Origin of the sequence: Neosynechococcus sphagnicola sy1, assembly GCF_000775285.1 — a bacterium.
Lineage (GTDB): Bacteria > Cyanobacteriota > Cyanobacteriia > Neosynechococcales > Neosynechococcaceae > Neosynechococcus > Neosynechococcus sphagnicola.
Window position 1 is genome coordinate 24,417 of the sequence record NZ_JJML01000041.1, and the last position, 26,773, is coordinate 51,189.

At 52.0% G+C, this 26,773-nt stretch carries 27 protein-coding genes, 1 tRNA gene, 3 pseudogenes and 1 other annotated feature; of the genes and pseudogenes, 13 read left to right on the forward strand and 18 right to left on the reverse strand.

Annotated features, from left to right (window positions below; translation table 11 throughout):
* Nucleotides 1-130 precede the first annotated feature (130 nt).
* The 10 genes and pseudogenes from DO97_RS21305 to isiD form a co-directional block, all read right to left on the reverse strand.
* Complete coding sequence (locus DO97_RS21305) at nt 131-925, reverse strand: hypothetical protein (protein WP_052128805.1); 795 nt, start codon at nt 923-925, stop codon at nt 131-133.
* An 8-nt stretch (nt 926-933) separates the two neighbouring features.
* Nucleotides 934-1,560, reverse strand: a complete 627-nt coding sequence (locus tag DO97_RS21310) for a hypothetical protein (protein ID WP_239651778.1) — start codon at nt 1,558-1,560, stop codon at nt 934-936.
* A gap of 4 nt (nt 1,561-1,564) precedes the next feature.
* On the reverse strand, nt 1,565-2,356 hold the full coding sequence (locus DO97_RS15275; RefSeq protein ID WP_036535024.1) for a TIGR04255 family protein: 792 nt from the start codon (nt 2,354-2,356) through the stop codon (nt 1,565-1,567).
* Between the two features lie 152 nt (nt 2,357-2,508).
* A pseudogene (locus DO97_RS15280) lies at nt 2,509-4,291 on the reverse strand (FAD-dependent oxidoreductase).
* Between the two features lie 135 nt (nt 4,292-4,426).
* Nucleotides 4,427-5,404, reverse strand: coding sequence for a glycosyltransferase family 2 protein (locus DO97_RS15285; protein ID WP_036535026.1), 978 nt, complete (start codon nt 5,402-5,404; stop codon nt 4,427-4,429).
* Between the two features lie 15 nt (nt 5,405-5,419).
* A complete protein-coding gene (locus DO97_RS24025; protein ID WP_052128807.1) occupies nt 5,420-6,001 on the reverse strand; it encodes an HlyD family secretion protein in 582 nt (193 codons plus the stop codon).
* Between the two features lie 2 nt (nt 6,002-6,003).
* The gene (locus DO97_RS24030; RefSeq protein ID WP_052128808.1) at nt 6,004-7,005 is read right to left on the reverse strand and encodes an HlyD family secretion protein; all 1,002 of its coding nucleotides are present in this window, start codon (nt 7,003-7,005) and stop codon (nt 6,004-6,006) included.
* 28 nt (nt 7,006-7,033) lie between these two features.
* On the reverse strand, nt 7,034-10,000 hold the full coding sequence (locus DO97_RS15295; RefSeq protein WP_036535028.1) for a peptidase domain-containing ABC transporter: 2,967 nt from the start codon (nt 9,998-10,000) through the stop codon (nt 7,034-7,036).
* 77 nt (nt 10,001-10,077) lie between these two features.
* The gene (coaBC, locus tag DO97_RS15300; RefSeq protein ID WP_052128809.1) at nt 10,078-11,319 is read right to left on the reverse strand and encodes a bifunctional phosphopantothenoylcysteine decarboxylase/phosphopantothenate--cysteine ligase CoaBC; all 1,242 of its coding nucleotides are present in this window, start codon (nt 11,317-11,319) and stop codon (nt 10,078-10,080) included.
* A complete protein-coding gene (gene isiD / locus DO97_RS15305; protein ID WP_036535121.1) occupies nt 11,316-11,528 on the reverse strand; it encodes a protein IsiD in 213 nt (70 codons plus the stop codon). The genes coaBC and isiD overlap by 4 nt, the downstream gene beginning before the upstream one ends.
* Before the next feature lie 225 nt (nt 11,529-11,753).
* Between isiD and DO97_RS15310 the strand changes: the two genes are divergently transcribed.
* Nucleotides 11,754-12,074: a 2Fe-2S iron-sulfur cluster-binding protein gene (locus DO97_RS15310; RefSeq protein ID WP_036535029.1), complete on the forward strand. Its 321-nt coding sequence runs from the start codon at nt 11,754-11,756 to the stop codon at nt 12,072-12,074.
* Between the two features lie 15 nt (nt 12,075-12,089).
* On the opposite strand, the gene DO97_RS15315 is transcribed toward DO97_RS15310, so the two are convergent.
* Nucleotides 12,090-12,410: a BMC domain-containing protein gene (locus DO97_RS15315; protein WP_036535033.1), complete on the reverse strand. Its 321-nt coding sequence runs from the start codon at nt 12,408-12,410 to the stop codon at nt 12,090-12,092.
* Between the two features lie 97 nt (nt 12,411-12,507).
* Nucleotides 12,508-13,434: a tetratricopeptide repeat protein gene (locus tag DO97_RS15320; RefSeq protein WP_052128810.1), complete on the reverse strand. Its 927-nt coding sequence runs from the start codon at nt 13,432-13,434 to the stop codon at nt 12,508-12,510.
* A gap of 210 nt (nt 13,435-13,644) precedes the next feature.
* Here DO97_RS15320 and DO97_RS24035 point away from each other — a divergent pair, with 210 nt between their 5' ends.
* Complete coding sequence (locus DO97_RS24035) at nt 13,645-13,845, forward strand: hypothetical protein (RefSeq protein ID WP_156120610.1); 201 nt, start codon at nt 13,645-13,647, stop codon at nt 13,843-13,845.
* A complete protein-coding gene (locus DO97_RS15325) occupies nt 13,832-14,653 on the forward strand; it encodes a hypothetical protein (protein ID WP_052128811.1) in 822 nt (273 codons plus the stop codon). The genes DO97_RS24035 and DO97_RS15325 overlap by 14 nt, the downstream gene beginning before the upstream one ends.
* A 30-nt stretch (nt 14,654-14,683) precedes the next feature.
* On the opposite strand, the gene DO97_RS15330 is transcribed toward DO97_RS15325, so the two are convergent.
* The 6 genes and pseudogenes from DO97_RS15330 to DO97_RS15350 all read right to left on the reverse strand — a co-directional run bounded on the left by DO97_RS15330 (nt 14,684) and on the right by DO97_RS15350 (nt 20,713).
* Nucleotides 14,684-15,193 carry a plastocyanin/azurin family copper-binding protein gene (locus tag DO97_RS15330; protein WP_193365088.1) on the reverse strand — a complete coding sequence of 170 codons (510 nt, stop codon included), beginning with the start codon at nt 15,191-15,193 and terminating at the stop codon, nt 14,684-14,686.
* A gap of 52 nt (nt 15,194-15,245) precedes the next feature.
* The gene (locus tag DO97_RS26835; protein ID WP_239651779.1) at nt 15,246-15,653 is read right to left on the reverse strand and encodes a M16 family metallopeptidase; all 408 of its coding nucleotides are present in this window, start codon (nt 15,651-15,653) and stop codon (nt 15,246-15,248) included.
* Complete coding sequence (locus tag DO97_RS15335) at nt 15,616-18,816, reverse strand: insulinase family protein (protein ID WP_239651780.1); 3,201 nt, start codon at nt 18,814-18,816, stop codon at nt 15,616-15,618. Before DO97_RS15335 ends, DO97_RS26835 begins: the two co-directional genes overlap by 38 nt.
* Nucleotides 18,817-18,826: 10 nt before the next feature.
* Nucleotides 18,827-19,608, reverse strand: a pseudogene (gene cbiQ / locus DO97_RS31365) (cobalt ECF transporter T component CbiQ).
* A 12-nt stretch (nt 19,609-19,620) separates the two neighbouring features.
* Nucleotides 19,621-19,992: a PDGLE domain-containing protein gene (locus DO97_RS15345; RefSeq protein WP_036535035.1), complete on the reverse strand. Its 372-nt coding sequence runs from the start codon at nt 19,990-19,992 to the stop codon at nt 19,621-19,623.
* Nucleotides 19,993-20,022: 30 nt separating this feature from the next.
* Nucleotides 20,023-20,713, reverse strand: a pseudogene (locus DO97_RS15350) (energy-coupling factor ABC transporter permease).
* Nucleotides 20,714-21,013: 300 nt separating this feature from the next.
* Here DO97_RS15350 and DO97_RS15355 point away from each other — a divergent pair.
* The 10 genes from DO97_RS15355 (at nt 21,014) to rplJ (ending at nt 26,766) form a co-directional block, all read left to right on the forward strand.
* Entirely contained in the window at nt 21,014-22,306 is a 1,293-nt protein-coding gene (locus tag DO97_RS15355) for a chloride channel protein (protein ID WP_036535037.1), read from the forward strand.
* 230 nt (nt 22,307-22,536) lie between these two features.
* Nucleotides 22,537-22,854, forward strand: coding sequence for an RNA recognition motif domain-containing protein (locus tag DO97_RS15360; protein WP_036535039.1), 318 nt, complete (start codon nt 22,537-22,539; stop codon nt 22,852-22,854).
* A 116-nt stretch (nt 22,855-22,970) separates the two neighbouring features.
* Nucleotides 22,971-23,156 carry a 30S ribosomal protein S21 gene (gene rpsU / locus DO97_RS15365; protein ID WP_036535042.1) on the forward strand — a complete coding sequence of 62 codons (186 nt, stop codon included), beginning with the start codon at nt 22,971-22,973 and terminating at the stop codon, nt 23,154-23,156.
* A gap of 134 nt (nt 23,157-23,290) precedes the next feature.
* Nucleotides 23,291-23,653, forward strand: a complete 363-nt coding sequence (gene rplS, locus DO97_RS15370; RefSeq protein WP_036535043.1) for a 50S ribosomal protein L19 — start codon at nt 23,291-23,293, stop codon at nt 23,651-23,653.
* Between the two features lie 86 nt (nt 23,654-23,739).
* Nucleotides 23,740-23,812: transfer RNA gene (locus tag DO97_RS15375), tRNA-Trp, on the forward strand.
* Between the two features lie 31 nt (nt 23,813-23,843).
* Nucleotides 23,844-24,068: a preprotein translocase subunit SecE gene (gene secE, locus DO97_RS15380; protein ID WP_036535131.1), complete on the forward strand. Its 225-nt coding sequence runs from the start codon at nt 23,844-23,846 to the stop codon at nt 24,066-24,068.
* The gene (gene nusG, locus DO97_RS15385; protein ID WP_036535046.1) at nt 24,065-24,694 is read left to right on the forward strand and encodes a transcription termination/antitermination protein NusG; all 630 of its coding nucleotides are present in this window, start codon (nt 24,065-24,067) and stop codon (nt 24,692-24,694) included. The genes secE and nusG overlap by 4 nt, the downstream gene beginning before the upstream one ends.
* A gap of 26 nt (nt 24,695-24,720) precedes the next feature.
* The gene (gene rplK, locus DO97_RS15390) at nt 24,721-25,146 is read left to right on the forward strand and encodes a 50S ribosomal protein L11 (RefSeq protein WP_036535048.1); all 426 of its coding nucleotides are present in this window, start codon (nt 24,721-24,723) and stop codon (nt 25,144-25,146) included.
* A 103-nt stretch (nt 25,147-25,249) separates the two neighbouring features.
* Nucleotides 25,250-25,963 (forward strand): 50S ribosomal protein L1, encoded by a 714-nt coding sequence (rplA, locus tag DO97_RS15395; RefSeq protein WP_036535051.1) that lies wholly within the window; start codon nt 25,250-25,252, stop codon nt 25,961-25,963.
* 51 nt (nt 25,964-26,014) lie between these two features.
* Nucleotides 26,015-26,175: a sequence feature (ribosomal protein L10 leader region), on the forward strand.
* Nucleotides 26,176-26,238: 63 nt separating this feature from the next.
* A complete protein-coding gene (rplJ, locus tag DO97_RS15400; protein WP_036535053.1) occupies nt 26,239-26,766 on the forward strand; it encodes a 50S ribosomal protein L10 in 528 nt (175 codons plus the stop codon).
* Nucleotides 26,767-26,773: the final 7 nt, after the last annotated feature.

The following is a 26,773-nucleotide window of genomic DNA, read 5'->3' on the forward strand; positions in this document are numbered from 1 at the left end:
ACGACCCCGTTCACCCGCCGCCGACAACCTCTCAGACCCAACCAACCAACTTTATACGGTCGGTGTACATCGAGCTTGTTATACCCGATCACTCTTGCACTTTCGCCAACTTGCGATCCTCCGTAGTTATCTAAATTACCGGTCCCGAAGGCTCAGTGCGATAGCTTAAGTGTTCGAGATTGTACTCAACTGTGTCACGCATATCGCGAAGCGTGAATTCTGTTTCAGAGACCGCTTCACACTTACGCAAATCCACCGTACCGCTATCCTTTGTCTTTTCTAAAAGGTTTGGAAATTCAGTCTTCAAGTTTTGTGCTATGTCCGCAGCTATAGCAGCATATTCAGCCTTGTCGGTGACGTAGACAATGCTCAACCATAGCTCATAAGGTTCTTCAGGAAGCAATTCGTCTTGGGGTTCATAAGATAGCCGAAAAGACAAGATTCCAGAAGAATTTCTCTTTCCTTCCCTCTCGATGTAATTAGAAACGTAACAAAGTCTTTCCACAAGACTGTTTGGTAGAGCAATGCGACGATATCTCACAGCGAGCCAACTCTGAAGGGTTTGGCGGGTGATGAGACTGTAGGTTTGATCAGGCTGGATTGCCTCAAGTGAATTTTTCTGAACTATAACCCTTCTTGAGGCGATTAGTTCAATCCAAACAGTTTGTCCATTGTGTATGTAATCTAGGTGCAGGATGCGTGGATTTTTCCCATGAGTGTAGTTCCCATTGTGTTCCCCTAGAATGCGAGAAAAAATGAATTCTACAACAGGTTCAGTATCCAAATTGTCATTGGCGATATCGCAATCGTGGGATATTGCTATAGCCAGCTCAGTATCAAGTGCATTGGTCAAGCCCACTGACTGAAAATCTTTCTGAGCCAGTACGCTACCTTGTCGCCATATGGTGTTTCGAGACCAAGGCATTTCTTGTACTAACTCCTCTCATAGATAGCCACAGAAGACTCGCCTAATACATCGTCGAGTGATCTTAAGTGTTTGCCAGTACCCTTAGGCTCGCGACGGGTCTGCGCTTCTTTATCGGCTATTACTTTGAGGGTGGCTAAAGCCGCTACAGGGTCTTCATCTGTCTTGAGTATATCGAGCAAGGACCGCCCGTTTAAAATTGGACGATGCACCAATTTATCTAGACGGATGATGTTTGCTTGATTAAATTTGTCTGCGGCGCGAGACAACTGCTGAATACGTATTACTGCTTCTCCCTTTGGCTCTTGTCCTGCCAGCCAAGCATAGACCGTAGGACGAGTGACCCCAAGAATAGAAGCCAGATCAGACATATTTACAGCAAATACATCACGGATGTTTGCAATATGCTCCGCAGGGGATCGCATATCAATCTGCTTCGCTCCAGAAGGTTCGACATGTATACGTGGATAATGAAATCGGTTTAGTACCTCAGCTGTACTATGTGCAGTCATGATGCCACCAGTACCTGCTGTCCAAATCAATAGATTAACCCCTAATGCGATGTGTGCATGAGGACTAAAGGTGTCTATACGATGAAGAGAAGCCTGGGAATAGGGTTTAGGTATTGTATTCATATTCTTAAGCCCATTTTTCTCTAGCGTAGTCAGTCACCGAAACCTTGAAAGCATTTGTGATGATGTCATGCGCCTTCAAAAGTTGATCTTCAATTTCTTTGAGATCGAAACTGTTTCGTTTAACAACAAAATAGTCAGTATCTAGCACAGCATTCCGACCATTAATCTCTTTAAACCGGGCTTGTAGTTCAAGTTGTAACGTAATCAAGTCAGGTGACAAAGCTAATGCTCCATCCGTAATAACCGCTCTAGCAACTAAATTGCCCTCCTCGATAACTGTGACAGTCTCAGTAAAGCTATGGTTTAGACGACCCTGTAGATGCGCAGAAAAGCCCAGCAAAGATGGGTTTAAGTATTGTTGTAGCGTGTCATTACTCAGCGGCACAATAGCATCAAGATAACGAAGTCCAATCCGTTCAACATAAGCCAACTCAACAATTTCGTGAACCAGGCTTAAGCCAAAGATGGTCTTCTGTAAGAAGTCTGCGAAGGTGTCGTATATAGTAGTGTTAAAAACCAAGGCATTTGAGAGCAATAGGTATCCTTCAGTGCGCTTAGCATTCATGAAGCTCCAGCGCATGTGCTGCTGAGGCTGAACATCTGGTTGTGATTCGTCCAGTCGGCGAATTGTGAGTTCAAATTGATTTTCGGCTTGAAAGTCAGGGAACCCACCTCGGCGCAGGCGCTCCTGCAAACGAGCAACATAATCCGACATTTGAGCAATTGGGTTAAATTGCACTTGAGCCAGTGTGTAGAACACGGGCGCAAAACTCATTTTCGGCGCTACTGTTTTCATATATCAAAAGGATGCCCAGAGATCCCATTTTACACCTCACTTTACACTTTCGCAAAGATCTTCCTTTCTAAGTAACTAGATTTTTACTAAGCATATATACTCACTAATGAGAACCGTTGCTTTCACCCTGAAGGTGCGAAGCGCGTGGATTGCTAACTATCAATTGCTTCCACCAGCAACCAATTGCCCGACTGATTGTAGCGCCCCCAGAGACTTAAAGACTGCTGATCGGCAAGAGTCTGTAATTGCTGATCGACTTCAGGTCGCAGGGTAACCAAGCTCCAGGGGGGAGATGTCAGTGCCCCCCCGCCTGGAATCGTCAGTGTGTAATTTTGGAGTGACTGACGCTGAAAAGTGCCCGAAAAGCGTTGAGCTGTGGCTGAGGGGGGAGCGAAAACAAGAGGGGCGGGGCAGTAGCCATCCAGGGGATACTGATCGGGATGGGCTAAGTAATAGGACTGCCAAGCGTGCCAGTCTGGGTGATCCGGTGGCAGATTCAACAACGGAACCACCGCTGCCGGAGCGATGGCATCTTCTAAGAGAGCTGCCTGGATATCTTGAACGGCTAAATCTCTCGGTTGACACCCCTGCTCAATACACAGTGCCGCTGCCATACCTGCCGCTTGACCAATTCCCAAGACCACCGGTTGCAGGCGCGTTGCCCCGTTGGCGATGTGGGATACGGAAATATTTTTCTCGCAGACCAGCAAGCCATTTACCGTTCTCGGCACCAGCGATCGCCAGGGAATTGTAAATGGGGTTCCTGTCCAGCGCCCGCCCCAGCGAATTGACTTCGGTTGCAAGGGAATATCCCCACTGGGATAGTGGTGATCGTTGGCATAATTCCCAATGGCGATCGCTTCGATCCGACCTTGATCATTGATGGGGAGGGCAGCAACTTGTCCGCCGGGTAGGGGCAGTAGATCCTGCTCTCGAATCGTGGTCAGTCCTTGAAGGCGGCGGCTTTCGCGATAGTAAGGATGGAGGGCATAGGCTCCACCTCCGGGGGCGTCAGGTACCTGTGGGAACGGGGACTCTGCCAGTCCATAGCGTCGTCCCAGTTGAGTTTGAATGAAATGGGCAAAGTGTTGGGTGTGGAGCCAACTCTCTTGGAGAAAGGCGGCTCGCTCTGACGCGGCCCCGATTAATCGCCCTACGCCTTCCCCATAGTCATTGCCCTGAATCGGCCAGTTAATCATGAAGCGATCGCCGGGGAGGCGACCATAGTTGAGAAATGACTCGGCCCCATAACCTTCCCAGGCTCTGGTGAACGGTTCTGGGCGATCTCCTAGGGGTGGGGGAATTTCGGGAGCCATGGCTCCCTCACCATAGTCCTGCATCACCACAACCCAGGTCGGAGCTTGCACTGGATAGCGTGCAGTCAAGTCGTTGGGGGTGACGGGCGCACTTGGTTCCTCAAAGGTTGATTGCAGTTCCCAGCCCCAACGGTGAGGGACTTCCCCCAGGGCCAGCAAATCCCCCAATTCGGTGCCATCGATCACTACTTGGGCATGGATGGTGTAGTTATGGCATCTCACCCCCGTAATCTGAGTATCCTGACGCAGCACTTCCAGGGGGATCTGCCCAGCAATCCACTGTAATTGGGGCAACTCTGCTACCCAGTCAGCAAAGATTGCGGCTCCCACCTGAGGATCATAGGTGAAGAAACTCACCCAGCCATGATCAAGCCCACCGGGTTGCCGCCGCTGCAATTCCTGCACCCAGGCTCCCCAAATTCCTGTTTGCCAAGCAGCCAGTTCGTTACCATCGGGGGCACTCACCCCAGCAGTTGTCAACATTCCCCCCCAGCCAGGGATACTCACTGACCAAAACCGTTGGGATGCCGCGCCGAGCTGACTGAATCGCGGCGGCGGTGCCGCCAGTGCCGCCCCCAATCACGAGGACATCGGTTTCAAGAACGGTATGGAGACTCATCTCTAAGGGAGCTAGGGGATTGATGATTTTACTGGTCAGACAGCTGAGAACATTCCTCAGACTGTCAAATGCTGTTTCTGGGATGCTTGCCCGACACACCATCGCCAAAAGCCTTGGGCGATAACTGTATCTGGATCACAACACCGTTCTGATTAACAGCTGTTGCCAACCGGGCAAGGCGGTTAAGGTTGCCAAATCTAAGGTTTGTCCATAGGCGGCTGAATAGTTAGAAAAGCACGTCACCCAGTCCAGCACCGTTTCTGTTCGCAGATAGGGGGTGTAGGTGAGAGATTTTTCCAGGCATTGAACCATCTCTAACAGATAGCCTGTGAGATAGAGACGCCAGGCAGACCAAACCAAGGTGTTATAACGGCACCGAGGCTCAAGCTGCCGAATGGCCTCCGGCAGGTCAGACCGCTTAAAAAAGTGATCGCGCACGCTCCAGGCTTCCTCAGTTTGGAGTCGGGTGTTGAGGGAGTCATTCTGCCCATGCTGTCTGTACCAAACGGTGACCTGCGGTAACCAGGCTGTCTGGCAGCCTAACAAGGCGAGCCGCTGGAGCAGATCAACATCACCAGCTTGCCGAAAGCTGGTATCAAAACCCTGCGCCTGACGCAGCCAAAATCGTCGAAACAACATCGCACTCAAAAACGCGGGCATCTGCAAAATCCAGGTCGGTAGATCGAGCGTCGGGGCTTGATGCCAAGGTTCCACATCCCCGAGGTGCTGACCGTCTTGATCAACAATCCGCCAGCCACTATGCACCATGCCAATCTCAGGCTGGCGCTCCATACAGTCAACTTGCAATGCCAATTTTTCGTTGAGGCAAACATCATCCTGATCGAGAAAAGCAATGAACTCTCCCCGCGCCATCTCTAGGCCGCGATTGCGAGCACTGCCAACCCCCTGATTCTTTTGGTACACATACTGAATGCAATGCTGGTAGGGCTTTAAAACCTGGGGGGTGCAATCTTGGGAACCGTCATCGATGACAATAATTTCGGCGTGAGAGTAGGTTTGATTTAAGACACTCTCAATGGCTTGGGTAATGTAGCGATCGCCATTATAAGCTGGGATGATGACGCTAACTAAGGGAACTTCAGTGACCGACACGATAGGGCTACTGCCTCACCTCAGATGCTCCAGACCTTCAGTATTACGGGTGAATTGATCGATAAAGATACTCATCACCGTGCGATCGCGGATTTTCAAATTAACGTGCACAGACATGCCAGATTGCAAACTAATCTGGTGACCGGTTTGCGTTTTGAGGAATTGCTGATCTAAGATCACTTTCCCTGGGAAGGTATAGGTATTGAGCTGTTTAGCAGGATCCGGCGGCAGGGCATCCGACCCCAGTGAATATAACTGGCCATGAATTTGGCCAAACTCGGTGAAGGGGAAAGAGTCAATTCTCACATCGGCCTCCATGCCTTCACGAATAAAACCCACGTCACGGTTGGTGATGTAGACCTTAGCGATCAAACTGTTGCTCGGGACAATTTTGACCACAGGTTCACTGGCGTTGACCACCGTACCTGGCCCCCCCTGGAGATCAAACACAACTCCATCCACAGGCGAGCGAATATCCTGGTATTGGAGCGTTAGCTGGGCTTGACTCAATTGCGCATCAATACTTGAGATTTGTTTTTTATTGTCAACAATAGCTTTCGAGAGCTGGCTGTCAATTTGGGCAATGGTTTTTTTCATTATTAGCAATTTGGGTGAGGGAGTCTTTTCTGGAGACATCTTGGGTGTTTTGTAGCTGATCTCGCGCCTGACCGATGGCCGCCTGGATGCGACCTTGCTCTTGGGTGAGCTGCTCCACCTCCCCTCGATTCGTGCGGACGGTCTGCAACTGATTCAGATATTGCAATCGGGAAATTACCCCCCTCCGTCACCAAGCTTTCCAAGTCCTTGAGAATTCCCTGGTTAACCTTGAGCACATCCCGTGATCGAGACAACTGTGCCTGATTGGCACTCAATTGCTTCTCTAGCTGGGCAACCTGCGCCTGAGCTGCTGAGCGCCGGGAGTTGAGTTCTTCTTGACTCGATTGCAGACGTTCTCGTTGGTCGGAATTGAGGCTCCCAGACCCATTGTCCCTTAACAGGGTTCGATAATAGAGATTTTCAGCCACCAGAGTGTTACGGCTTCTGGCGAGATCCGCCAGTTCTGGCTTTAGTTTCAGCTGAGCAATTGTCTGCTCACTGAGATTCATGGGGGTGGAGCTTTGAATCAGCGCTTGGTAAAAATTATTTTCCTGGATCACTGCCGTTCGCACTTGTTGCAGGGACTTCACCTGCGCCGCTGCGGAAGTCGCCTCTAAACTGAACAGCAGATCACCCTGTTTGACGGTTTGCCCATCTTCGACATTAACAGTCTTGATCACCCCAGGAACTGGCACCTGAACTTCCTTCACAGATCCATGGGGTTCCAGGGCACCGGTGGCTTGTACGGATTGATCAATTTTGGCATTAAATGCCCAGACGAGACCGGTGGTGACGCAACCCAATATTGCCCAGAGAATGGCACGAGACCAATAACCGGGTTGTTCCAAGACCACTGACTTGTCAAAACGGGGTTGATAGGATTTAAGCAGCGGTAACGTGAGCTTCGGGGGTAAAGTCATCACGGGCGGTTTATCTGCCAATGACTTGCCATTCTGAGGCTTGCGACCGTTCTGGGGCTTTTTGGATCCATTTTGATGATTCACGGTGTCAGACTCCTGGCAATAGGTTGACTTAGATCTCAGACTCTTGTTGCTGATACAGACAGTAGTAAAGACCTCTGAGGCTCATGAGTTCATGGTGGGTTCCCTGCTCGACTACGGAACCCTGATCCATCATTAAGATAATATCGGCACTCTTAATGGATGGCAGGCGGTGGGTGATAAAGAAAACGGTACGATCCTTAAAGGCCACCTTGAGGTTTTCACAGACTTGGTGCTCGGCATTATAATCTAAGGCGCTGGTGGCTTCATCCAGAATTAAGAGGCTAGGATTTTGGAGAACCGTACGGGCGATCGCTACCCTTTGTCGCTGTCCCCCAGAAAGCGCTGCTCCCCGCTCACCCACATTTGAGTTATAGCCAATGGGCAGGTTCATAATAAAATCATGGGCATAGGCAATCCTTGCAGCCTCAACGATTTGCTCCGGTGTTGCATCGGGATTGGTCAAGGCAATGTTTTGCTGTACCGTTCCATCAAACAGTAGGGTATCTTGCAGCACCACCCCAATCTGAGCTCGCAGGGAGTGGAGTTCGACCTTACCAATATCATATTTATCAATAACAATTCGACCTGCTTCTAAGTCATAAAGGCGGGTTAACAGCTTCACGAGGGTACTTTTGCCAGAACCACTCTGTCCTGCAACCCCGACAAAAGCACCGTGGGGGATATTAATACTGACGTTGTTGATTTGCCAAGACCCTTGGGGCTTGAAGCGGAAAAAGACATTTTCGTACCGCACCGAGCCCTTGATCTGGGGCATAGGAATATTGTCCCTGCCGGTGGTCTCGACTTCCTGAGGGGTATCAATAATATCGCTGAGGCGATCCAAGGAGATTGAGACTTCTTGAAAGTTCTGCCACAACTGCATCAGACGGATCAGTGGCCCTGTAGCATAACTATCAATAATCCGGAAGGCAATCAGCTGGCCCACGGTGAGTTGATTGTTCACCACAAGATACGCACCCACCCAGATCAGCAGGATGTTCGACAATTTATTGAAAAAAGTACCGAGGGAATTAGCGGTGGTGGAGGTCATCACGGTCTTAAAGCCAGCACTCACATAGCGGGCATAACGGTCCTGCCACTGCCAGCGAGCATTCAACTCAATGTTTTGGGCTTTCACAGTCTGAATGCCGGAGACAACCTCAACCAGATAGGCCTGGGTCTCCCCGGCGCGGGCTGCTTTAGCCCGCAGTTGCTGACGCCTCAGCGGGGAGGCAATCGCCGTGAGAATGCCAAACAAGGGCACCACCGAAAGAGCAATCAGGGTCATGGGGACGTTGTAGATAAACATCACAACGATATAAATGACCGAGAAGACTGAATCTAGAACCGCCGTGAGGGCAGTGCCCGTGAGGAACTGGCGAATGGTTTCGAGTTCATTCAGGCGGCTGGCGATATCCCCCACAGGGCGCTTTTCAAAGTAGCTCAAGGGCAGACGCAGTAGATGGTCGATCACCTCCGTGCCCAAGTTCATGTCAATCCGGTTCGCCGTGTCCACAAACAGGTAAGTCCGAAGGCTACTGAGAATCCCTTCAAAAATAGCCATTACAAGCATTAGAACACCGAGGACATTAAGGGAATCTAGTCCACCAGTATTAATGACCTTATCAATGATGATCTGGAATAGCAGCGGCTGCCCCAAGGCAAAGATTTGCACAAAAAATGAGGCAATGAACACCTCAATTAACACCCGCGAGTGGCGCTTAACGGAGGGCAGAAACCATTTCAAACTGAACCGCTGCTGTGGGGTTTGTTTGGTGAGTTTCAGCAGCAGTACCTCTCCTGAATCTCCCCACATTTCAGCAAACAAATTGGGTCTCTGCCGCAGCAGCCCACTTTCTGGACTGGCAAGGACAAATTCCCGGTCACTGATTTCATAGAGAATGGCAAAGCTATCTTGCCAGCGAATCAGCGCTGGGGTTTCGATGCGACTCATCTGCACCACGGGGATGGTCACCAATTGGGAGTGAAGACCCTGGAGTTCGGCGATCGCCCCACAGAGTTGGAGGGAAATATTGCCAGTGCGTTGGGCTTGGTCGGTAATGATGCGCCTCACCGTATCACGCTGCAGGCGAAAACCCAGAAATTGGCTGAGCATCTGAAAACAAGCGATCGTCGCATCGACAGGCCCCCTGGCTGAGATCCAGGGGTAATGGGTCTTCTCTGACTGGGGGATACTATCAGGATCCGCCGCCAGATCTTCATCTGTGGCGTAGGGTACGACTTCACCATGAACCGGGACAGGAGCAGACTCTAAGGCCGTGGCGGTCAGTTGGCGATCAAATTCCACCTTGGGAAAGCCGACGATCCGAATGCTCTCTGTGCCCTCGGAACTGGGGGGTAGCTGGATGCTAGCATCGACGAGACGGTGGCCCACATCCTCAACCGAGGCGACCCCACCACTGATGAACCAGAGATACTCCGGATCTAATGGCTGTAGTAGTTTGCGATCGCTGGGGAGATTGCGGACGATCGCTTCTGCTTGGAGGTTGAAGGTGAGGTCTTTGAGATCCGTGGCCCCATCGGCACGGCGTTCCAGTTCTCTGCCCAGGAGATCAAAAACTTCCACCCAACCACAGCGACTGCGAAAAGCTTCGACCAGAGCTGGCTCTTGAGCCAGCAGACCACGAAATTCCGCTGCTTTCAGCACCAAGCAGGTGACCTCTGTGGAGGCAATCACGGTTTCGCAGGGGAATCCCCGGAGTAAGCTCTCCCAGCCTACAATTTCCCCTGGCTTGAGGATATTGAGGGTTCTGAGCAGTTGGGTGCGGGGGTCTTGAGCCAGCAGTCGTCCCTGTCCTTCATAGATCAGGGCGATGTGGGGAGGCATGGTTTCCTGGACACAAATCTTCTGTCCAATTCGATACCGCAAGAGTTGGAGTTTCTGGGCCAGTTTTTCTAATGCGTTTGGAGAGAGCTGGCTAAACGGAGGAACCTGTGCCAGAAACTCTTGGATTGCACTCTTGGTGTATTTCATTCAATTGCCAACGATGAATGCGGGCAAGCAAAAACCAGGGTTTGAGTAGCCCTCATTATAACTTCCCCGGATTGATGTCAATTTCCCCAAAGAGCGGGGCTAGCCCCCACTGCATCAGGGATCGTTTGCACAAAATCGCACAATGCATGGGCGAGGTGCAGCTTGCTCACCAAGGGAATGGTCGTCTGCCGTCCCTGGCGATCGAGGAAAACAGCTTGGTTTTGTTCACTCCCAAAGCCACTATCTGGTTGGTCGATGGGGTTGGCCGCGATCGCGTCTAGGTGTTTTTGCTGCAATTTTGCCAGAGCCGGGGGAATGATCTCGCCGGTTTGAGCTGCAAAGCCCACTAATCGCTGATGGGGTTGTTTATTAATACTCAACTCCCCCAGAATATCCGGTACCAATTCTAGTTCTAAGGTGGAGGGCAGCGATCGCTTCGGTAATTTCTCAGGGCTGTAATGGCGTGGTTTAACATCGGCAACAGCAGCGGCCATAATCACCCAGTCCACTGTTGGAAACTGACTCACCATCACCTGGCGCATCTGTGCCGCACTGGTAATCGCGATCGCGGTTATCCCTTGGGGAGGTTCCCAGGAAATGGGGCCATGAACCAGCGTCACGTTGGCACCTCGGTGTAGCGCTGCCTGTGCTAAGGCTAAACCCATTTTGCCCGTGGCTGGGTTGCCAATAAACCGCACCGGATCAAAATGTTCGCGGGTGCTGGCAGCACTGATCAACAGATGCTTATTGGCCAGATCTCGCTGTCCCTGGGAGTACAGCAGGGATTGGATCTGGGCTAGGATCTTTGTGGGTGTAGCCATCCGTCCGGTGCCGACGCGATCACAGGCCAAAATTCCAGCCTCCGGGTCGGCCCAGTGATAGCGAAGCTGGGTCTGAAGCCGTTGGTGGTTTTGCTGCACCACTGGTTGTTCCCACATGTCGGTATTCATAGCTGGTGCCAACAGGATCGGACAGGTGGAGGCCAAAACCGTATTGGTTAAAAGATTATCTGCCAAGCCGTGGGCTAGCTTGGCGAGGGTATTGGCTGTTAAGGGGGCAATGACCAAAAGTTCAGCCCATTCCCCGAGTTCAATGTGGAGGGGGCGGGGCAGAGGTTGCCAAAAATCGGCATCGGTGAAGGCGGTCTGGCGGGACAGGGTTGCTAAGGTGAGGGGGGTAATAAATGCCTCAGCGCCTCGCGTCAGCAGGACACGAACATTGGCACCTAATTTTGCCAGGGTCGAAACTAGGTCGCAGACTTTATAGGCTGCAATTCCTCCCGTGATGCCGATGAGCACTCGCCGTCCCTGAATATTCACGCTTCGTCGTAGGCTTCTAAATCCAGCAGATGTAGGTAGGGAGCTGCCAATTCCGGACGCTGGAAGGCGATCGCCCGCAGGCGGTGCCAATCCTCTAAACCTTCAAAGACGTTGGTGTATTGATCTTGCTCCAAGCGCTTCGCCAACTGTTCAACTTCAGCCACATTCAGGGCGGCGATATCCTGACTGGAAATGGGAGTTGCAATCATAACAGCAGCCTCGCTAAAACGTGTCTTTTCAGCCATCTTGGCAAACCAGCAAACCAGGGAGTCTCTTCCCCTTTGCCTATTGTAGGGGATAGCTTGGGCTGCGTCCGGGATTCATGGGACAATGGGCAAACTGAAGCTGTCTGTCAAGTAGCTATCCATCGGTAACGGTGCAGATTTAGTTATGAGCGACTCCTTCTTCAAAAACCTGCCTGTTCTCCGCCATTTATGTCCAAGACTTATACCGTTGAAATCCAACACCGAGGCACCTGCCACACCCTCACGGTGCCTGAGGATCAAACCGTTTTAGAAGCTGCGAACCAAGCTGGCTTAGAGCTACCTAGCTCGTGTTGTGCTGGGGTCTGTACTACCTGTGCGGCTTCGTTGGTAGCAGGAACGGTGGATCAGAGCGATGGAATGGGTATCAGCCCTGAAATCCGAGATCAAGGTTATGCCCTGCTGTGTGTTTCCTATCCCCGTTCCGATTTAAAAATTGAGACCGAAAAAGAAGAAATTGTCTATCAACTGCAATTTGGCCGCCCTTCCTAGCGATCACCGCTGGGACTAAACCCGAAATTCGGCCACGCTATCGGTGTAATCAATCGGCAGTACCCCGACGACATTCTCGTGGGGACGAGCAATGATATGGGAGGAACAAAAGACGGTTTTTTCCACGTAGCAGGTGCATTTTTTAGCAGCTTCTACCCCCGCAGCGACGGCAATTTTGACTTCAGAAACACTCCCCCGCACAACGGCAGTATAGTACCCGCCACTGAGTTTTTCCATGCTCACCAAGGTAACGCGGGCAGCCTTACACATTGCATCTGCTGCAGCCAGGGTCGGGGGGAGCCCCCGTGATTCAACCATGCCAACTGCAACTCCCATACATCATCTCCTAGCGGATCGCTAACCCTGAAATCATACAACTAAATTAATGGCACTCCCATCCAGTAAGACGATTAATCCCATGGGTGGGGTGGGTTCATGGCGAACTACTGGGAGGGGTTTGGGGGACAGGGGTGGTACTGGGGCCGATAATCGGATCTGGTGTCACAGAAGCAGGGGTTGACAACAGACTAATTTGAGCCCGAATTTGGTCTTTGTAATTTGCCGGGGCTAAGTTAAAGGCTGTGTTGAACAGTTGGGTTGCTTCCGTCACCTTGCCTTGATCTTTCAGGGTACGGGCTTTCCCAAAGACGGGGCGAAAATCCTGGGGATCGGCTTTCATGGCCTGATCGAAGGTGGCGATCGCCTCACCATAGCGTTCCAGTTTGGTATAGACCTCTCCTAGAAGCACTTGTACCGAGACGACATTGATCCCGTTAGGCTGTACCTGATTCGCCTGGGAGGCTGCTTTCAGCGTGTCTTGCAAGAGACCAATGGCAGCCTCTGGGCGGTTTTGACGCATCAAGAGATCTACTAACCCGTTTAAGGCATAGAGATCCCCTGGTTTGGCCTGCAAAACGTCCCGGTAGGTCTGGGCTGCTCCTTCGCGATCGCCCAAATAAGCTTTGGTTTGGGCCAGGAGCACCGCATAGCTGGTCTGTTCAGGTCTGAGTTTGGCCAGCTTTTCCAAGGGATCGATCAGATCCTTGGGGTCACCCTGCTTAAACTCATTCAGCAGTCTCAGCCGTGTTTCTAACAACCCTTGGAGCGCCGTCAAATTGTCCGGTTCTCGCTGTAAGACCAGGGTGTAGCCGCGTTCCTGTGCTTCTAGATCCGCCTTACGAGAAGTAGGAGCTGTGGCTGCTGCTGAGGGGCTGCTAGCGGATTGGCTGGCTTGAAACGTGCTACTAAGGAGAGGGATCATCGAAAAACCGACAAACCCTAAAACTGACAGAACCAGGGCGATGTTGATTAACCAACGACGCTTCTCAAACACATCTTGGCCTTGAACTCTATCTGCCATTATCAGCGGAAATGGCTTGTTTCCGGTGTCGACCTAGAGGGCTGATTCCGGGAAGGGCTGAAGCCCATCCAGATCCTGCGGTTGTCGAGAGGTTCTCAGTATGATGGTATGAGGCAGCAATACGGATGCGGCAGCGTTATCGCAAGGTCACATTGGTAAAATAAGCTGACTGCTATGATCTAAGCTTCCAATCTGGAACTATCGAAGCGTATGAGTCCCTCGCGTAAGCGGCTCTCTCAGCCCTCCTCCCTCCCCCCATCCTCTGAACAGCAACCCCAGCTTGAGGCTGAGGTAACAACTTCTCCCGCAGCCACGGTACCCCCAGAATCTGTAGCGGCAGCATCTAACCGGCAACCCATGACGACTGCTGCGTCGGAGTCCGCCGTCCCCTCCCCCCTTGACGCTGGATGACCCCCCCCCGGATGATCTATCCGCTTCTGTCTTTCGCCATCAACCAATTCCACCCCCGAGTGAGCCGATGCAATATCGAGCCATTGGGTTGGTTCGAGGGAAGTATGTATCGTCAGACGAACAATTTACCCGCGGTACCTTGATAACGATGGAGGGAACTCAGCTGAATGCGGTTTTGTTGGGGCGGGTCATGAGTCTGGTGAAAAATCATCTCCAGCTCGATCGCGAGTATCTGTGGGTGGTCTATCCCCGAGTTACCCAGGGCCGTTTGGATCAGAGCCTCCACGTGCAAATTGTTGGCGTTTGGGAGCCAGAAATTTTAAATCGCATGGAGATCGGAGCCGACCCAGCAACCTCACCCTCCGTTGTTGACAGTATCCCAGAACCATCTGATGGTTACTTTTCCATCCGCGGTGAAGTTGTCTTTGTAGTACCAGAAACGGAGAATGTGATTGTCAAAATTCAGCAGAGCCCTCGCAAGAAGGGGGAACCGGAGAAAGCATTTAAGTTGAAATTGCAAGGGAATCTCCCACCCAGAGCCCTGGGGTATTTCTGGGATTTAGAGGTGCAGCGACAGGGACATACCCTCCTGATTCAACACGCTACTTCGATCGCGATTGTACCGCCGCGCAAACGGGTCAATCGTCCCAAGGGGGACTCAGGGGTTCCTAGTAAGCCGAGAGTCAACTTTCGCCCTGTGCGGCGCACCGTCAGTACCGCAGTAGCTCCCCCCCGTCGGGAAGCCATTCCCAAACCCATTAAGCGCAATCAGTCAGGAGAGGATAGCCCCTCACAAAATCCTCTTTAGAAGCTCGAAGCCCACTGGTGCCTTGGCCGCTTAAACTTGTCCTGAAGAAGACACTGTTAGGGTGCCCGTCATGCCTGCTGCCGCATGGCCGGGAACTGAGCAGTACAGCTCATAGGTTCCTGATTTGATCGGCACAAAAAACCAGGCAGCGGTGGCAGCAGGCTTCAGTTCGACTTCGTGGATAGCTCCTTTAATTTCAACATTCCCTGCCTCAACTTTCTGATTCCAGATGCTGTCAGCAAAGTCTTTAGCTGTGAAGTAATGCTTTTGGGAACTAGGATTAGTGAGCAGAAGCTTGTAGCGTTTGCCAGCGGTAAATGTGAGCTGACTGGGAAAAAACCGGAATTCATTGGCGGAATTTCCCAAGCGAATTGCCACCTCCGTAAACGGTTGTTGCGCCAGATCGGTGGTTTCTTGGGGGGAGGCAGCAAAGGCCACGGGGGTTGAGATCAGGCAAAACCAGAGGATGATGCCGATGACCAGCCAGGACAGACGGCGAATCCAGCGGCGGGAGAACAATAAAACGGTGAAGGATAACATACACAAGTCCTCCAAGGGATGAATGACCACCCTACTAACGTGAAGGTGAAGGCTAGGGATTGCGAGGACCAGCCGTGACAACCACCAATTGATCGGGGTGTAGTAAGTCTCTGGCGGCTTGATAGATGTCGGCCAAGGTTACGGCCTGGACTTGTTGAGGAAACTGCTGAATTTCTGTCAGCGGCAATCCGTAAACCTGATTCATGAGCAGGGTGTGGGTGAGGGAATCCGGATTTGCCAATTCTACTGGATAGCTGCGGCAGATCGAGCGCTGAGCGGTTTGCAGTTCGGTGGGGGTGACACCGCGATGGCGGAGGTCTTGCAGCAGGGTAATGGTTGCGGCGATCGCCGCTGAGGTATGTTCGGGGGCTGTCTGCATCTCTACCACAAAAGGCCCCGCTTGGATACCGGGTTGGAAATAGCTATAAATCCCATAGGTTAAGCCCTGGCGATCGCGCACCTCTGTCCCCAGACGACTGGCGAGGGTATCCCCCCCCGAGGATCTGATTCAGCACCAGCGCGGCATAAAAGTGGGGATCTTGGCGGTCGATGCCTGGATGTCCCAGGTAGGTGAAGGCTTGGGCTTTGCCGGCAAGGGCTTGATCCAAGGTGGTGGTGTGCGGCGGCAAGGTCACCCTTGGATAGGTCAGCGATGGTTGACGAGGACTGGTTGGCCAGGGGTCAAATTCCTCAGCTAGGTGCGATCCCAGGCTGGTAATCTCAAAATCTCCCACGAGGCAAAGAACGACCGTATCGGGACGATAGTGGCGCTGGTGAAAATTGACTAAATCGGATCGAGTGATGGCTCGGAGACTGTTTGATGTAGGGAACTGATGCCACGGGTGACCCATGGGATAAACCCCTTGCTGAAATAACCGCCGTGCGAGTTGAGCCGGATCATCCAGAGCCATCTTCAGACTGGTCAAGGCTTGTTGGCGGCTCAGTTCTAGTTCGGTGACGGGGAAACTGGGCTGTCGTAGCACTGCTGCTAAGACGGCCACAAGGATCGGCAGATCCGTATTCAGGGCATTCCCCGTGATGACCACCCCTTCCCGATAGGTGTTGAACTCCAGACTGGTGCCTCGATCTGCCAGTATTTGATCGAGGGTCAGCGCATCTTTGTCGGGGGTGCCATTGAGGAGATTCTCGGCGGTTAGCTGGGCGAGTCCAGCCTTCGCCATTGGGTCAAACTCGCTGCCGGCCCGAATGAAGCCACTCAAGGTGACGGTGGGAGTGCTGGCATCACGCAGCATTAGGATCTGTAACCCATTGGTTAGGGTCAAGATCGTGGGTAATGGCTGGGGTAGCTCTGGGGTGATGTCTATCAAGGTGGGTAAATATTGAGATACCGCCGCCGCATCCACAGGGGCACCGACACTAAAGTTCTCTTGGGTTTGGGTTCGGTTGCTGAGGTTGATCTCGGGGTCACCATTGGGGTGAGTGGGTTCAAAGTAGCCCAGGGTTCGGCGCTGGGGATGGAGGTAGATTTTGGCCACCCGCTGGACATCGTCTGCACTGACTTGAGCAATGGCTTGCAGGTAGCGATCGCTAAAGCGGTAATCTCCTGCGGTGGTTTGGTCATTGCCCAACTGCATGGCCTGACTGGTGATATCCCGGTTCCAAAGCACCATCGCCGCTTTTAATTGCCGTTGCGCCCGTTGCACTTCTGTGGGTGTCACCCCATGGTTTTGTACCTTGGCCAGGGATTGCTGGAGCACCTGATCGAGGCGAGCGAGGGAATGCCCCGGTGCCGCGATCGCCGTGAACTGGTACCAGCCCACCCCCGCTAAATTGGCCGGATAGCTGCTAATCTGACTAGCCAGACCCGATTCCACCAATGACTGTTCCAGGCGAGAGTTCCGACCTTCCGTCAAAATTAAATCTAAAATATGGAGGGCAGGGATATCTGGATGGTGGATATTGGGCAAGGGATAAACAACTTCTAGGAGAGCGGCACTGCCCGGTTCTTGTAGATGAATCGCTGACGGCGGCTGGGTTGGAACGGTGGCGGGGCTGGGAGTTGTAACCTGTGGCTGAGGCAGATTGGGGATGGAGCCAAAAATCTCCGTCACCGCTTTCAGGGTGGGGGCGTTGGCGAAATCCCCCACAATCACCAGGACAGCATTCTCCGGTCGGTAGTGAGTACGGTAATATGCCTCCACCTGCGCCACGGTAAAACCCTCCACGTCTGACTGGGTTCCCCCCACAGGCAACCCGTAGGTCAGTTCCGGAAACACAGCCGCCATGACCTTGCGATCCAAGCGATAGGCCGGATCATTTTCGTAGCCTTGTAACTCTGAAATCACCACTCGCTGCTCACTGGCCAGTCGTTCCGAGTCAATCAAGGTATGTTGCATCCGATCTGCCTCCAACACTAGTAGGGTTCGGAGCTGGGTGCGTTCAACGGTGCCAAAATAGGCGGTTTGATCGTAACTAGTAAAGGCATTGGAATCACTGCCCAGGGCACTAAACAGTCGCCCAAACTGAATCGGCCGATTGCGGGTACCTTTAAATAACAAATGCTCCAATTGGTGGGAGATGCCATTCCAGCCGCGGGGTTCATGCTGGGACCCTACTTGATACCAAACCTGTACCGTGACAACCGGAGCAGTGTGGACTTCTTTCGTCAGCACCGTAAGACCATTCGGCAAGCGGCTGTGCTGCACGCCCTGGGTCAGGGAGGGGAAGGGGGGAGATTGCATCAAAAAACTCCAGACAGGAATCGAGAGCCATCCGTACAGGATCAAGGCTCCCAGACAGAGCCAGCAGCCAAGACTCAACCAAACCATCCAGTGTCGTCGGTTCATTGCTTGTCTGAGTTCTGACTCCTGGGGGATGGGGATCAATACCCGGGGGGGCACCGGGGCATGATCGAGTTGACAGTATGGACGACTATAGCTCAACGGTGTCTCCAGGGAATGTTGGGCGAGAAAAGTAGCCTCACCCATGACCGCTGTGGTGAGTCCGTCATAAACTACCTGACCTTCGCTGAGAACAATGGTGCGATCGCACAGTTCCAGTGCCAAGTCTAGATCATGGGTGGCCACCAAGAGGGTGAGGGGCAAATTCTGTAGCAGTTGGATCAACTGTCGCCGAGAACGGGGATCAAGCTGGGCAGAGGGTTCATCGAGTACTAAAATCTGGGGTTGCATGGCTAACACCCCCGCGATCGCCACCCGCTTCTTCTCGCCGCCGGAGAGATGGTTCGCTAATCGTGGGCCATAGGTGTCGGGGTTGAGACCAACCGCCACCATGGCTTGGAGGGCTCGCTCCTTCAGGGTCTTGCCTTGGAGGCCCTGATTTAGCAACCCAAAGGTAATATCTTCCCAGACCGTCGGCATAAAAATCTGATCATCCGGATTCTGGAACACCAAGCCGACGAAGTTGCGAATCACCCGCAAATGCTGGGGCACAATTTCCCAGTCTCCGACAACAATTTCACCCTGCTGCGGCAAGATGATGCCATTGAGATGCAGCAACAAGGTCGATTTGCCGGAGCCATTCGCCCCCACTAGTGCCACCCGCTCTCCGGCTTTAATCGCCAGGTTAATTTCCTGAAGCGCTGGAGTGCCATCGCCATAGCTGTAACTCAGTTGGCGAATTGAAATCGGGGAATGATGCATGGGCCGGGGATCAACTTGGGAGAAGGGGGTGAAGCACTTGACCTAGCACCACGAGGCTGATCGTCACGACCAATGCCCAGCGATCCGTGTGTCCTGGGATCGCTGGGATTTCCATGGGCAGTTGCCCTGTATACCCCCGCGCTTGCATGGCTAGATGCACTCTCTACCCCCCGTTCGTAGGTGCGAATAAACAAAGCACCGATCATGTTCCCTAGAACACGGCGCTGCAAGCGGCGAGTTGCTAGTAAATTCCGGGCGATCGCTGCCTGTTTCATGGCTTTGACTTCAGCCGTCAAAACACTGATGTAGCGATACATCGCCGCTAAAATCGCCTGCAAGAGCAACGGCATTTTCAACACCACCAGGGCTTGCAACAGCGCCGGAACTGAGGTGGTCAACATCAGAATATTTAATATCAGCAAGGATAACAGTGCCTTGAGGGTGACGCTGCCTAAGACCACGAGTCCTGTGGTGGTCACTTGCAACCATCCCCACTGCCAAACCACGTCTCCCCCGACCTCGGAAGAGGGTTCCCAGGAGTACAGTGCCTACAAAGGTCAACTCGATCGCGACGCGCTGCAACAACACCGAGAGGGTTACCTGAGTCAGTTGAATGACCCCCATAACGGCTAAACCGTAGATCCCCCATGTCCACCAATGACCATTGGGTGTCAGTGCAGTTGCAAAGACCAGCAACAGGGCGCAGAAGAGTCGAGTTTGGGGGGCGAGGCGATGCCAGTGTGTATTCTGCTGACCATCTATGTCCAGACGCAGGGTCGCAATGTGCAGCAGCATAGTTCAGGGTTATTGGGGGGGAGGTTCAGAGGACGAGGGAGATGCAATATCTGGATTCTGGGTTCCCCGAACCGCCAGTTTGCCAATGCCCCATGCAAGACCAAAGGTCAAGAGGGTGCCGATCAAACCTGCCAGGGGCGTAGCAACCCCCGCTGGCACACCTCGCAGTGTGTACTGATCAAAAATGCGATGAAAAGGGAGTTGTTGGGCAGGGGTCGTCGCCAATGCTTTCCGGTCAAAACCGTGATCCTGGGACACCCGATCCAGACCGTCTGGATTAGAACTGGCAAAGGGCGAGAGCAGCACTGCAATCCCCAGCGCGGTTCCAAGCCCGACCATGACCAAGTTCCGATTGCTGAGTCCTAAGCGATGGCGACGCATAAATCCTCCCAGGTTGAAACTTCTATAATTCTAACGAGGGGAAAGCCGACGGGTGGCAGTAGCAGGTGGGTCGTAAAGTAACTCAGGACGGGTCTGCCAAATAAAGCTGATGGCGGCCAGGGTGATCAGTGCCTCCCCCCAGACCAATCAGCGTGTGCCAGAAAGCCATGGCTGCGATCGCGACAGTCATCGGCACGGTACCAGACAGCCCAAGTTCTACGGCGCAGATCAGAGAGGCTACAACCACACTCGTCCAAGCGGCGATCAATGTTGCCGTTGCCATGGCCCACCACTGGTCACGACCCAAGGCCCAGCGAATGGCTTTATAGAGGTAGTAACCCCCAAAGGTACCTATTAAACCCATATTGACAATGTTGGCTCCCAATACAGTCAGTCCCCCATCCTGAAATAAGACAGCCTGAACCATAAACACCACCGCCATCACCAAGGAGCCTGCCCACGGCCCGAGGAGAATCCCTGCCAGGGTTCCCCCCAATAGATGGCCGGAAGTTCCTCCAGGGATGGGGAAATTGATCATCTGAGTAGCAAAGATGAAGGCGGCACAAACACCCATGAGGGGAACCGCTCGCTGCTGGTACTGCTTCTGAACTCGTTTCAATGCCAGTGCCATGAAGCTGATGGTCAGTAACCAGGTGATCAGGGTCACTGGTAAGTTCAAAAAACCATCGGGAATGTGCATCGCCAGGAAAGACCGAAGCATTCCCTGCCAGAGCGCTATCCCCCAACTGTGCCCTTGCAAACCTAGATTGATGATGAACATTTGCTGCGATCGCCCTTGCGAAGTCCTGTCTGGCACGTCTCACGATCAGTAAACTGGGCTTCAGGGTAAAACTCAATCCTCTCCGGGGGGATTTTGGGCAGATTTATCCAGAATTTTAACGCTAAATCCCACCTCCGACCCCAAAGATGACTGGGATCGGTAGAAAGTTGAACTGGGCGGCGTCCTCACCTGGCAGTATCGTTAGGGGTAGAAAAAGTTATCTGAAGTGTTTGGGGGACAATGCGTCAAGAGCCAGAACACTGCCCGATGTCCTATCCCCAGCTGTTGTTCTACGCAGCAGGAATTGGGATCACCGTCGGTTTTCTATCAGCTGCCTATTACTGGACTCTGGAGCTAGGCTTTCAGTGGGTCTGGAAAACCCTCCCCAATCGCATTGACTATCCCTCTTGGTCTACCTTCAATGAATTTGTCTGGCCCCTCACCACACTAGGGGGATTGCTTGTGGGTTTAGCCGTTCACTATTTAGGGGCACCCAGTGGCGGACTGCGGGGGTGTATTGCTGAAATCCATGCCGAGGGGCGCGTTGACTATCGGCAAACCCCCGGTATGATTGTGGCCTCCCTCCTCTCCCTGACCTTTGGCAGTAGTGCTGGCCCCGAAGCCCCCCTCGTGGATATCAATGGTGGTTTCGGGACGTGGCTGGCCGATCGCCTGAAACTATCAGTTGCCGCGACCCGAGTCTTCACCCTTTGTGGCATGAGTGCTGCCTTTGGTGCCTTTTTTGGCACGCCCCTGGGGAGCACTCTGCTGGCCTTGGAAATTCCCCATCGCTGGGGGCTGGAGTACTACGAAGCGCTAATTCCGACCTTGATTGCTGCCATCGGTGGCTTCGCCATCTTTCGCCTGTGTACGGGACTGACCATTGGGGGGTTGTACGAATTTCCCCATTATCCTGAACTTCAGATAGAGCATCTGTTGTACGCTATCTTGTTAGGCGCTATTGGGGCGGGAACGGCGATTTTATTCAGTTGGATCTTTCAAACCCTGGGGAAGTGGGTACAACCACTCACGCAGCACCCTGTCATCCTTACAACGTTGGGAGGTCTGGCAATTGGGCTGATTGCCACCGTGCTGCCTTTGACCTTGTTCTATGGCGAACGCCAAATTCAGACCATTATCGATCTCGGGGAGCGATTGGGGAGCGGTCTACTGTTGCTGATTGCCCTCGCAAAGATGGTGACCCTGAGCATTAGTGTGCATTCTGGCTTTCGCGGTGGGATTCTTTTCCCGTTGTTTTTTATGGGGGCAACCGTTGGCATGGCCGTTAGCTTGATGTTGCCGCAAATCCCTCCCACGGTTGGCATGATCTGCACCATGGCCGCTCTGAGCGTCGCCATCCTCAAGACACCCATGGGCTTGATTATTGTCTTGAATGTAATTTCTCACACCACCATGATGCCGTTGATTACGGTGGCAACGACGATAAGCTTGCTGCTCACCGCACAGGTCAATCTACTCTATACAAAGCAGCATCGGACGGAAAGCCATCAATTGGAAATTTTACCTCGGTGATATCGGTAAGATTAAAGGAGTTGGTTATGATACACCTTGTTTGGGTAAAGCTGCTCCGAGCCGCCATCATTACAACCTGCGTGCGCTCTGGTATCGACCGTTCCCACACGAAAGACTTGTGCTAGAGTAAAATTGAGCATTAAATTCGGTTGACAGTTTGTTTCTCTTACATCAAGCAGGCACTTCTCCGAATCTAAATCTCTACACTTAAATTTCGGAGAGAAAGATCAATGTCGATTTACGTGGGCAATCTGTCCTTCAGCGTTACGCAGCAGGATATCAGCGATATCTTCTCGGAGTATGGCACCGTCAAGCGTGTTCAGCTTCCCACAGATCGGGAAACAGGCCGTCCTCGTGGGTTTGGCTTTGTAGAAATGGAAACGGAAGCTCAAGAAACCGCTGCTATTGAGGCGCTGGATGGCGCAGAGTGGATGGGACGGGATCTGAAGGTGAACAAAGCTCGGCCTCGTGAAGAGAGGAGTCCTGGTGGCATGGGGGGCGGTGGACGGAGAACCGGTAGCAGCAATAGCTTTTCTCGCCGCTACTAAAACTTTAGTTCTTAACTTCCTCTGTCAGCACAGTGTGGTATCAGGCCACCCACTGTAGCTTTGTTGAGTGACTTAAGTCACTCAACACCTTACCCGCATTCAGGAGTGACTTATTTATGGCTCAGGTGACTGTCGGCGAGAACGAAGGTATTGAGTCAGTTCTGCGGCGCTTTAAGCGACAAGTTTCTAAGGCGGGGATTCTCTCAGATGTGAAGCGGGTTCGTCACTTTGAGACTCCGATTGAGAAACGCAAACGCAAGGCGATCGCCCGTCGCCGTAAGCGCCGCTTTCATCAGCGCTAGGTTGGCAGTCGCCGTGAAACCCCTAGGTGATTCACTTGACTAGCTTGTAGATGCTTCCAAGGAGATGTCCCGTTAAGTCTGGACTTTATAACTACTATCGCGCTACGATAGTAGGCCGTGAGTTTTTAAAAGCCATGAATGCCCAGGAACTAATCCGCTCCATAGAAGCGGAGCAGATGAAATCAAATCTGCCCGACATTCAGATTGGTGACACTGTTAAAGTGGGTGTCATCATTCAGGAAGGGGGTAAAGAGCGTACCCAGCCCTACGAAGGGGTGGTGATCGCTAAGCGAAATACGAGTATCAATGCGACGATCACGGTACGCCGGGTTTTTCAGGGAGTGGGGGTAGAGCGGGTTTTTCTTGTTCACTCACCGCAAATTGAAAGCATTAAGATCCTTCGCCGTAGTAAGGTTCGTCGCGCTAAGCTCTATTACCTGCGAGATCGCGTTGGTAAGGCAACGCGTCTGAAGCAGCGTTTTGACCGTCCACTCTAATCACTGAAGTATTTGGTGAAACAGAATTACGATTCCAGAATGTCTGCTCAGTGCTAGACTAGGAAAAGTGATCTTGTAGATCTTGTGCGCTCTTAGTTCAGTTGGTAGAACGCAGGTCTCCAAAACCTGATGTCGGGGGTTCAAGTCCTCCAGGGCGCGCTGCAATCCTTATCGCTGGACAGTCAAAGCCGTGGCCAAGAAAGATGATGCAGAGGTGCAGCAACCTAAGCAGGGATTCAGCCTAACAGGCTTTTTCCAAGACACCAAAGAGGAATTGGATAAGGTCGTTTGGCCGAGTCGGCAGCAGCTCATTAGTGAGTCTGTTGCAGTGGTGCTGATGGTTGTTCTCTCGGCAACCTTGATTTATCTGGTTGACAACTTGTTTTCCTGGATAGCGGGACGGGTGTTTGGATGACATTTACCTCCGAAGAGCCACACAATTTAGCTGCAGTAGGAGACGACGTAGCTACAACAGTTGAGTCTGCTCAGTGGTATGCTGTGCAGGTTGCTTCTGGGTGTGAGAAACGGGTGAAAACCAACCTAGAGCAACGAGCTCAAACCTTGGATGTTGCGAACCGCATCTTCCAAGTGGAAATTCCTCAGACCCCTGCGGTCAAAGTTCGTAAAGATGGCAGTCGTCAGAGTCTGGAGGAGAAAGTCTTTCCTGGCTATGTTCTGATCCGCATGGTAATGGACGACGAAACCTGGCAGGTGATTAAAAACACACCAAATGTGATCAACTTTGTCGGAGCCGAACAAAAGCGACGTTACGGTCGTGGTCGTGGTCACGTTAAGCCAATGCCTTTGAATAATGCCGAGGTGGAGCGGATCTTTAAGCAAGCTCAAGAACAAAAAACCGTTGTCAAAATTGATATGGCTGCGGGGGATAAAATTCTTGTGCTTTCTGGACCCTTTAAAGACTTTGAAGGTGAAGTTATTGAAGTCAGTCCGGAGCGGAGCAAATTGAAGGCTCTTCTTTCTATCTTTGGACGAGATACGCCCGTAGAGCTGGAGTTCAACCAGGTTCAAAAACAGAGCTAGCAGTCAGTACCTGAGTAACGTAATCGATGGCTAAGAAAGTTGTTGCGATGATTAAACTTGCCCTCCCAGCAGGGAAGGCAAACCCTGCTCCCCCTGTGGGGCCTGCCCTTGGGCAGCATGGTGTCAACATCATGATGTTCTGCAAGGAATATAATGCCCGCACTGCCGATCAGGTGGGGATGGTAATTCCAGTCGAAATCTCGGTCTTTGAGGATCGGAGTTTCACCTTTGTACTCAAGACACCCCCTGCCTCAGTCTTAATTCGTAAGGCGGCTGGCGTGGAACGGGGTTCAGGGGAGCCTAACAAAAAGAAGGTGGGTAAAATCACCCGTAATCAATTGCGAGAAATTGCTCAAACTAAAATGCCAGATCTCAATGCCAATGACATTGATGCTGCGGAAAAAATAGTGGAAGGTACAGCGCGCAACATGGGTGTCACCGTTGTGGACTAAGACACTTTGTCCCCTGGCACCAAGATAAACTTGTAACAGTTGTATATTTTGTCAACCTTATTGGGGGAGAAGCATCGCTTCGTTATTACCCCTGGAGATAACGATGAAAAAACAGTCCCGCCGACTTCGAGAACTTAGCCAAAAGGTTGAAGATCGAGTTTATATTCCCATAGAAGCGCTCAGTTTACTCAAGGAAACAGCCACGGCTAAATTTCCTGAATCCGCAGAGGCTCATATTCGTCTAGGCATTGATCCTAAATATGCTGACCAACAGCTCCGAACCACTGTTGCCCTCCCGAAAGGGACTGGACAAACGATTCGAGTTGCCGTCATTGCCCGTGGTGAGAAAGTGAATGAAGCAACCATTTCAGGTGCGGATATTGCGGGGTCGGAAGAACTAATTGACGAGATCCAGAAAGGGCGCATGGACTTTGACCTGCTGATTGCTACCCCAGATATGATGCCGCAGGTAGCAAAGCTGGGGCGACTTCTAGGGCCAAGGGGGTTAATGCCGTCCCCTAAGGGGGGAACCGTGACCTTTGACTTGCCGCAAGCGATCGCTGATTTTAAAGCTGGGAAGTTAGAATTCAGAGCAGATCGGACTGGTATTGTTCATGTCTTGTTTGGTAAAGCATCGTTCCCAATAGAGGATTTATTGGTGAACTTGAAGGCGTTGCAGGAAACCATCGATCGCAACCGCCCTTCCGGTGCTAAGGGTCGCTACTGGCGTAGTGTTTATGTCAGTTCCACGATGGGGCCATCGATTGAAGTCGATATCAACGCCCTCCGAGATCTCAAACTTGGGGACGTGGCTTGATCCAGGCTGGAGATAATTTAGGAGGAATGACTTCATTTTCTAATTAAGACCGTAATTGCAACTGTAAAGCCAGAGACAGCAGGCGTCCAGCGCTTAATTTCCTGCCGAGGTTTACCGACAATTTACCCACTGATTTGCGATGGGATCGCAACAGGGTTTGTTGTAAGGCTTTCAAAACCTCGGTGATCCACCGGGGTTTTTTCGTCTGGCTAGATTCGGTCTGTACCAAGTGTTCATGTTTAATGCATTAACCCAATTTAAGGAGGTGAAGATAAGTGGGAAGAACATTAGTAGATAAGCAAGAGATCGTGGCGGAGCTGAAGGATGTCCTCAGTCAGTCTCAGCTGGCGATGGTGATCGAATATCAAGGTCTGTCCGTTGCAGAAATTACCGATTTACGACGACGTCTTCGTCCGAGCGGCACTATCTGTAAAGTGACGAAAAATACCTTGATGGGTATTGCTGTAGATGGGGATACCAAGTGGCAATCAATGACCGCGCTGCTGTCTGGCTCATCTGCGTTTCTGCTCGTTAAAGACGATATTAGTGGAGCCATAAAAGCTTACCAAGACTTCCAAAAAGTCACTAAGAAGACGGAACTTCGCGGTGGGGTCATGGATGGTCGCGTCTTGAAAGAAACCGATATCAAAGCGATCGCAGATTTACCATCTCGTGAGCAACTGATTGCACAGGTTGCAGGAGCACTCAATGCATTGGCAACCAAGATCGCAGTTGGGATCAAGGAAGTTCCGGCATCCGTGGCAAGGGGCATCCAAGCAGTTTCCGAGAAAGACGCTGCTTAGTTTTGTT

Excerpts from the sequence above, each read along its gene's own strand:
- DO97_RS21305 (WP_052128805.1), bottom strand. The coding sequence starts at position 925 with ATGCCTTGGTCTCGAAACACCATATGGCGACAAGGTAGCGTACTGGCT.
- DO97_RS21310 (WP_239651778.1), bottom strand. The coding sequence starts at position 1,560 with ATGAATACAATACCTAAACCCTATTCCCAGGCTTCTCTTCATCGTATA.
- DO97_RS15275 (WP_036535024.1), bottom strand. The coding sequence starts at position 2,356 with ATGAAAACAGTAGCGCCGAAAATGAGTTTTGCGCCCGTGTTCTACACA.
- DO97_RS24025 (WP_052128807.1), bottom strand. The coding sequence starts at position 6,001 with ATGAAAAAAACCATTGCCCAAATTGACAGCCAGCTCTCGAAAGCTATT.
- DO97_RS15295 (WP_036535028.1), bottom strand. The coding sequence starts at position 10,000 with ATGAAATACACCAAGAGTGCAATCCAAGAGTTTCTGGCACAGGTTCCT.
- isiD (WP_036535121.1), bottom strand. The coding sequence starts at position 11,528 with ATGATTGCAACTCCCATTTCCAGTCAGGATATCGCCGCCCTGAATGTG.
- DO97_RS15310 (WP_036535029.1), top strand. The coding sequence starts at position 11,754 with ATGTCCAAGACTTATACCGTTGAAATCCAACACCGAGGCACCTGCCAC.
- DO97_RS15315 (WP_036535033.1), bottom strand. The coding sequence starts at position 12,410 with ATGGGAGTTGCAGTTGGCATGGTTGAATCACGGGGGCTCCCCCCGACC.
- DO97_RS15320 (WP_052128810.1), bottom strand. The coding sequence starts at position 13,434 with ATGGCAGATAGAGTTCAAGGCCAAGATGTGTTTGAGAAGCGTCGTTGG.
- DO97_RS24035 (WP_156120610.1), top strand. The coding sequence starts at position 13,645 with ATGAGTCCCTCGCGTAAGCGGCTCTCTCAGCCCTCCTCCCTCCCCCCA.
- DO97_RS15330 (WP_193365088.1), bottom strand. The coding sequence starts at position 15,193 with ATGTTATCCTTCACCGTTTTATTGTTCTCCCGCCGCTGGATTCGCCGT.
- DO97_RS15335 (WP_239651780.1), bottom strand. The coding sequence starts at position 18,816 with ATGCATCATTCCCCGATTTCAATTCGCCAACTGAGTTACAGCTATGGC.
- DO97_RS15345 (WP_036535035.1), bottom strand. The coding sequence starts at position 19,992 with ATGCGTCGCCATCGCTTAGGACTCAGCAATCGGAACTTGGTCATGGTC.
- DO97_RS15355 (WP_036535037.1), top strand. The coding sequence starts at position 21,014 with ATGCGTCAAGAGCCAGAACACTGCCCGATGTCCTATCCCCAGCTGTTG.
- DO97_RS15360 (WP_036535039.1), top strand. The coding sequence starts at position 22,537 with ATGTCGATTTACGTGGGCAATCTGTCCTTCAGCGTTACGCAGCAGGAT.
- rpsU (WP_036535042.1), top strand. The coding sequence starts at position 22,971 with ATGGCTCAGGTGACTGTCGGCGAGAACGAAGGTATTGAGTCAGTTCTG.
- rplS (WP_036535043.1), top strand. The coding sequence starts at position 23,291 with ATGAATGCCCAGGAACTAATCCGCTCCATAGAAGCGGAGCAGATGAAA.
- nusG (WP_036535046.1), top strand. The coding sequence starts at position 24,065 with ATGACATTTACCTCCGAAGAGCCACACAATTTAGCTGCAGTAGGAGAC.
- rplK (WP_036535048.1), top strand. The coding sequence starts at position 24,721 with ATGGCTAAGAAAGTTGTTGCGATGATTAAACTTGCCCTCCCAGCAGGG.
- rplA (WP_036535051.1), top strand. The coding sequence starts at position 25,250 with ATGAAAAAACAGTCCCGCCGACTTCGAGAACTTAGCCAAAAGGTTGAA.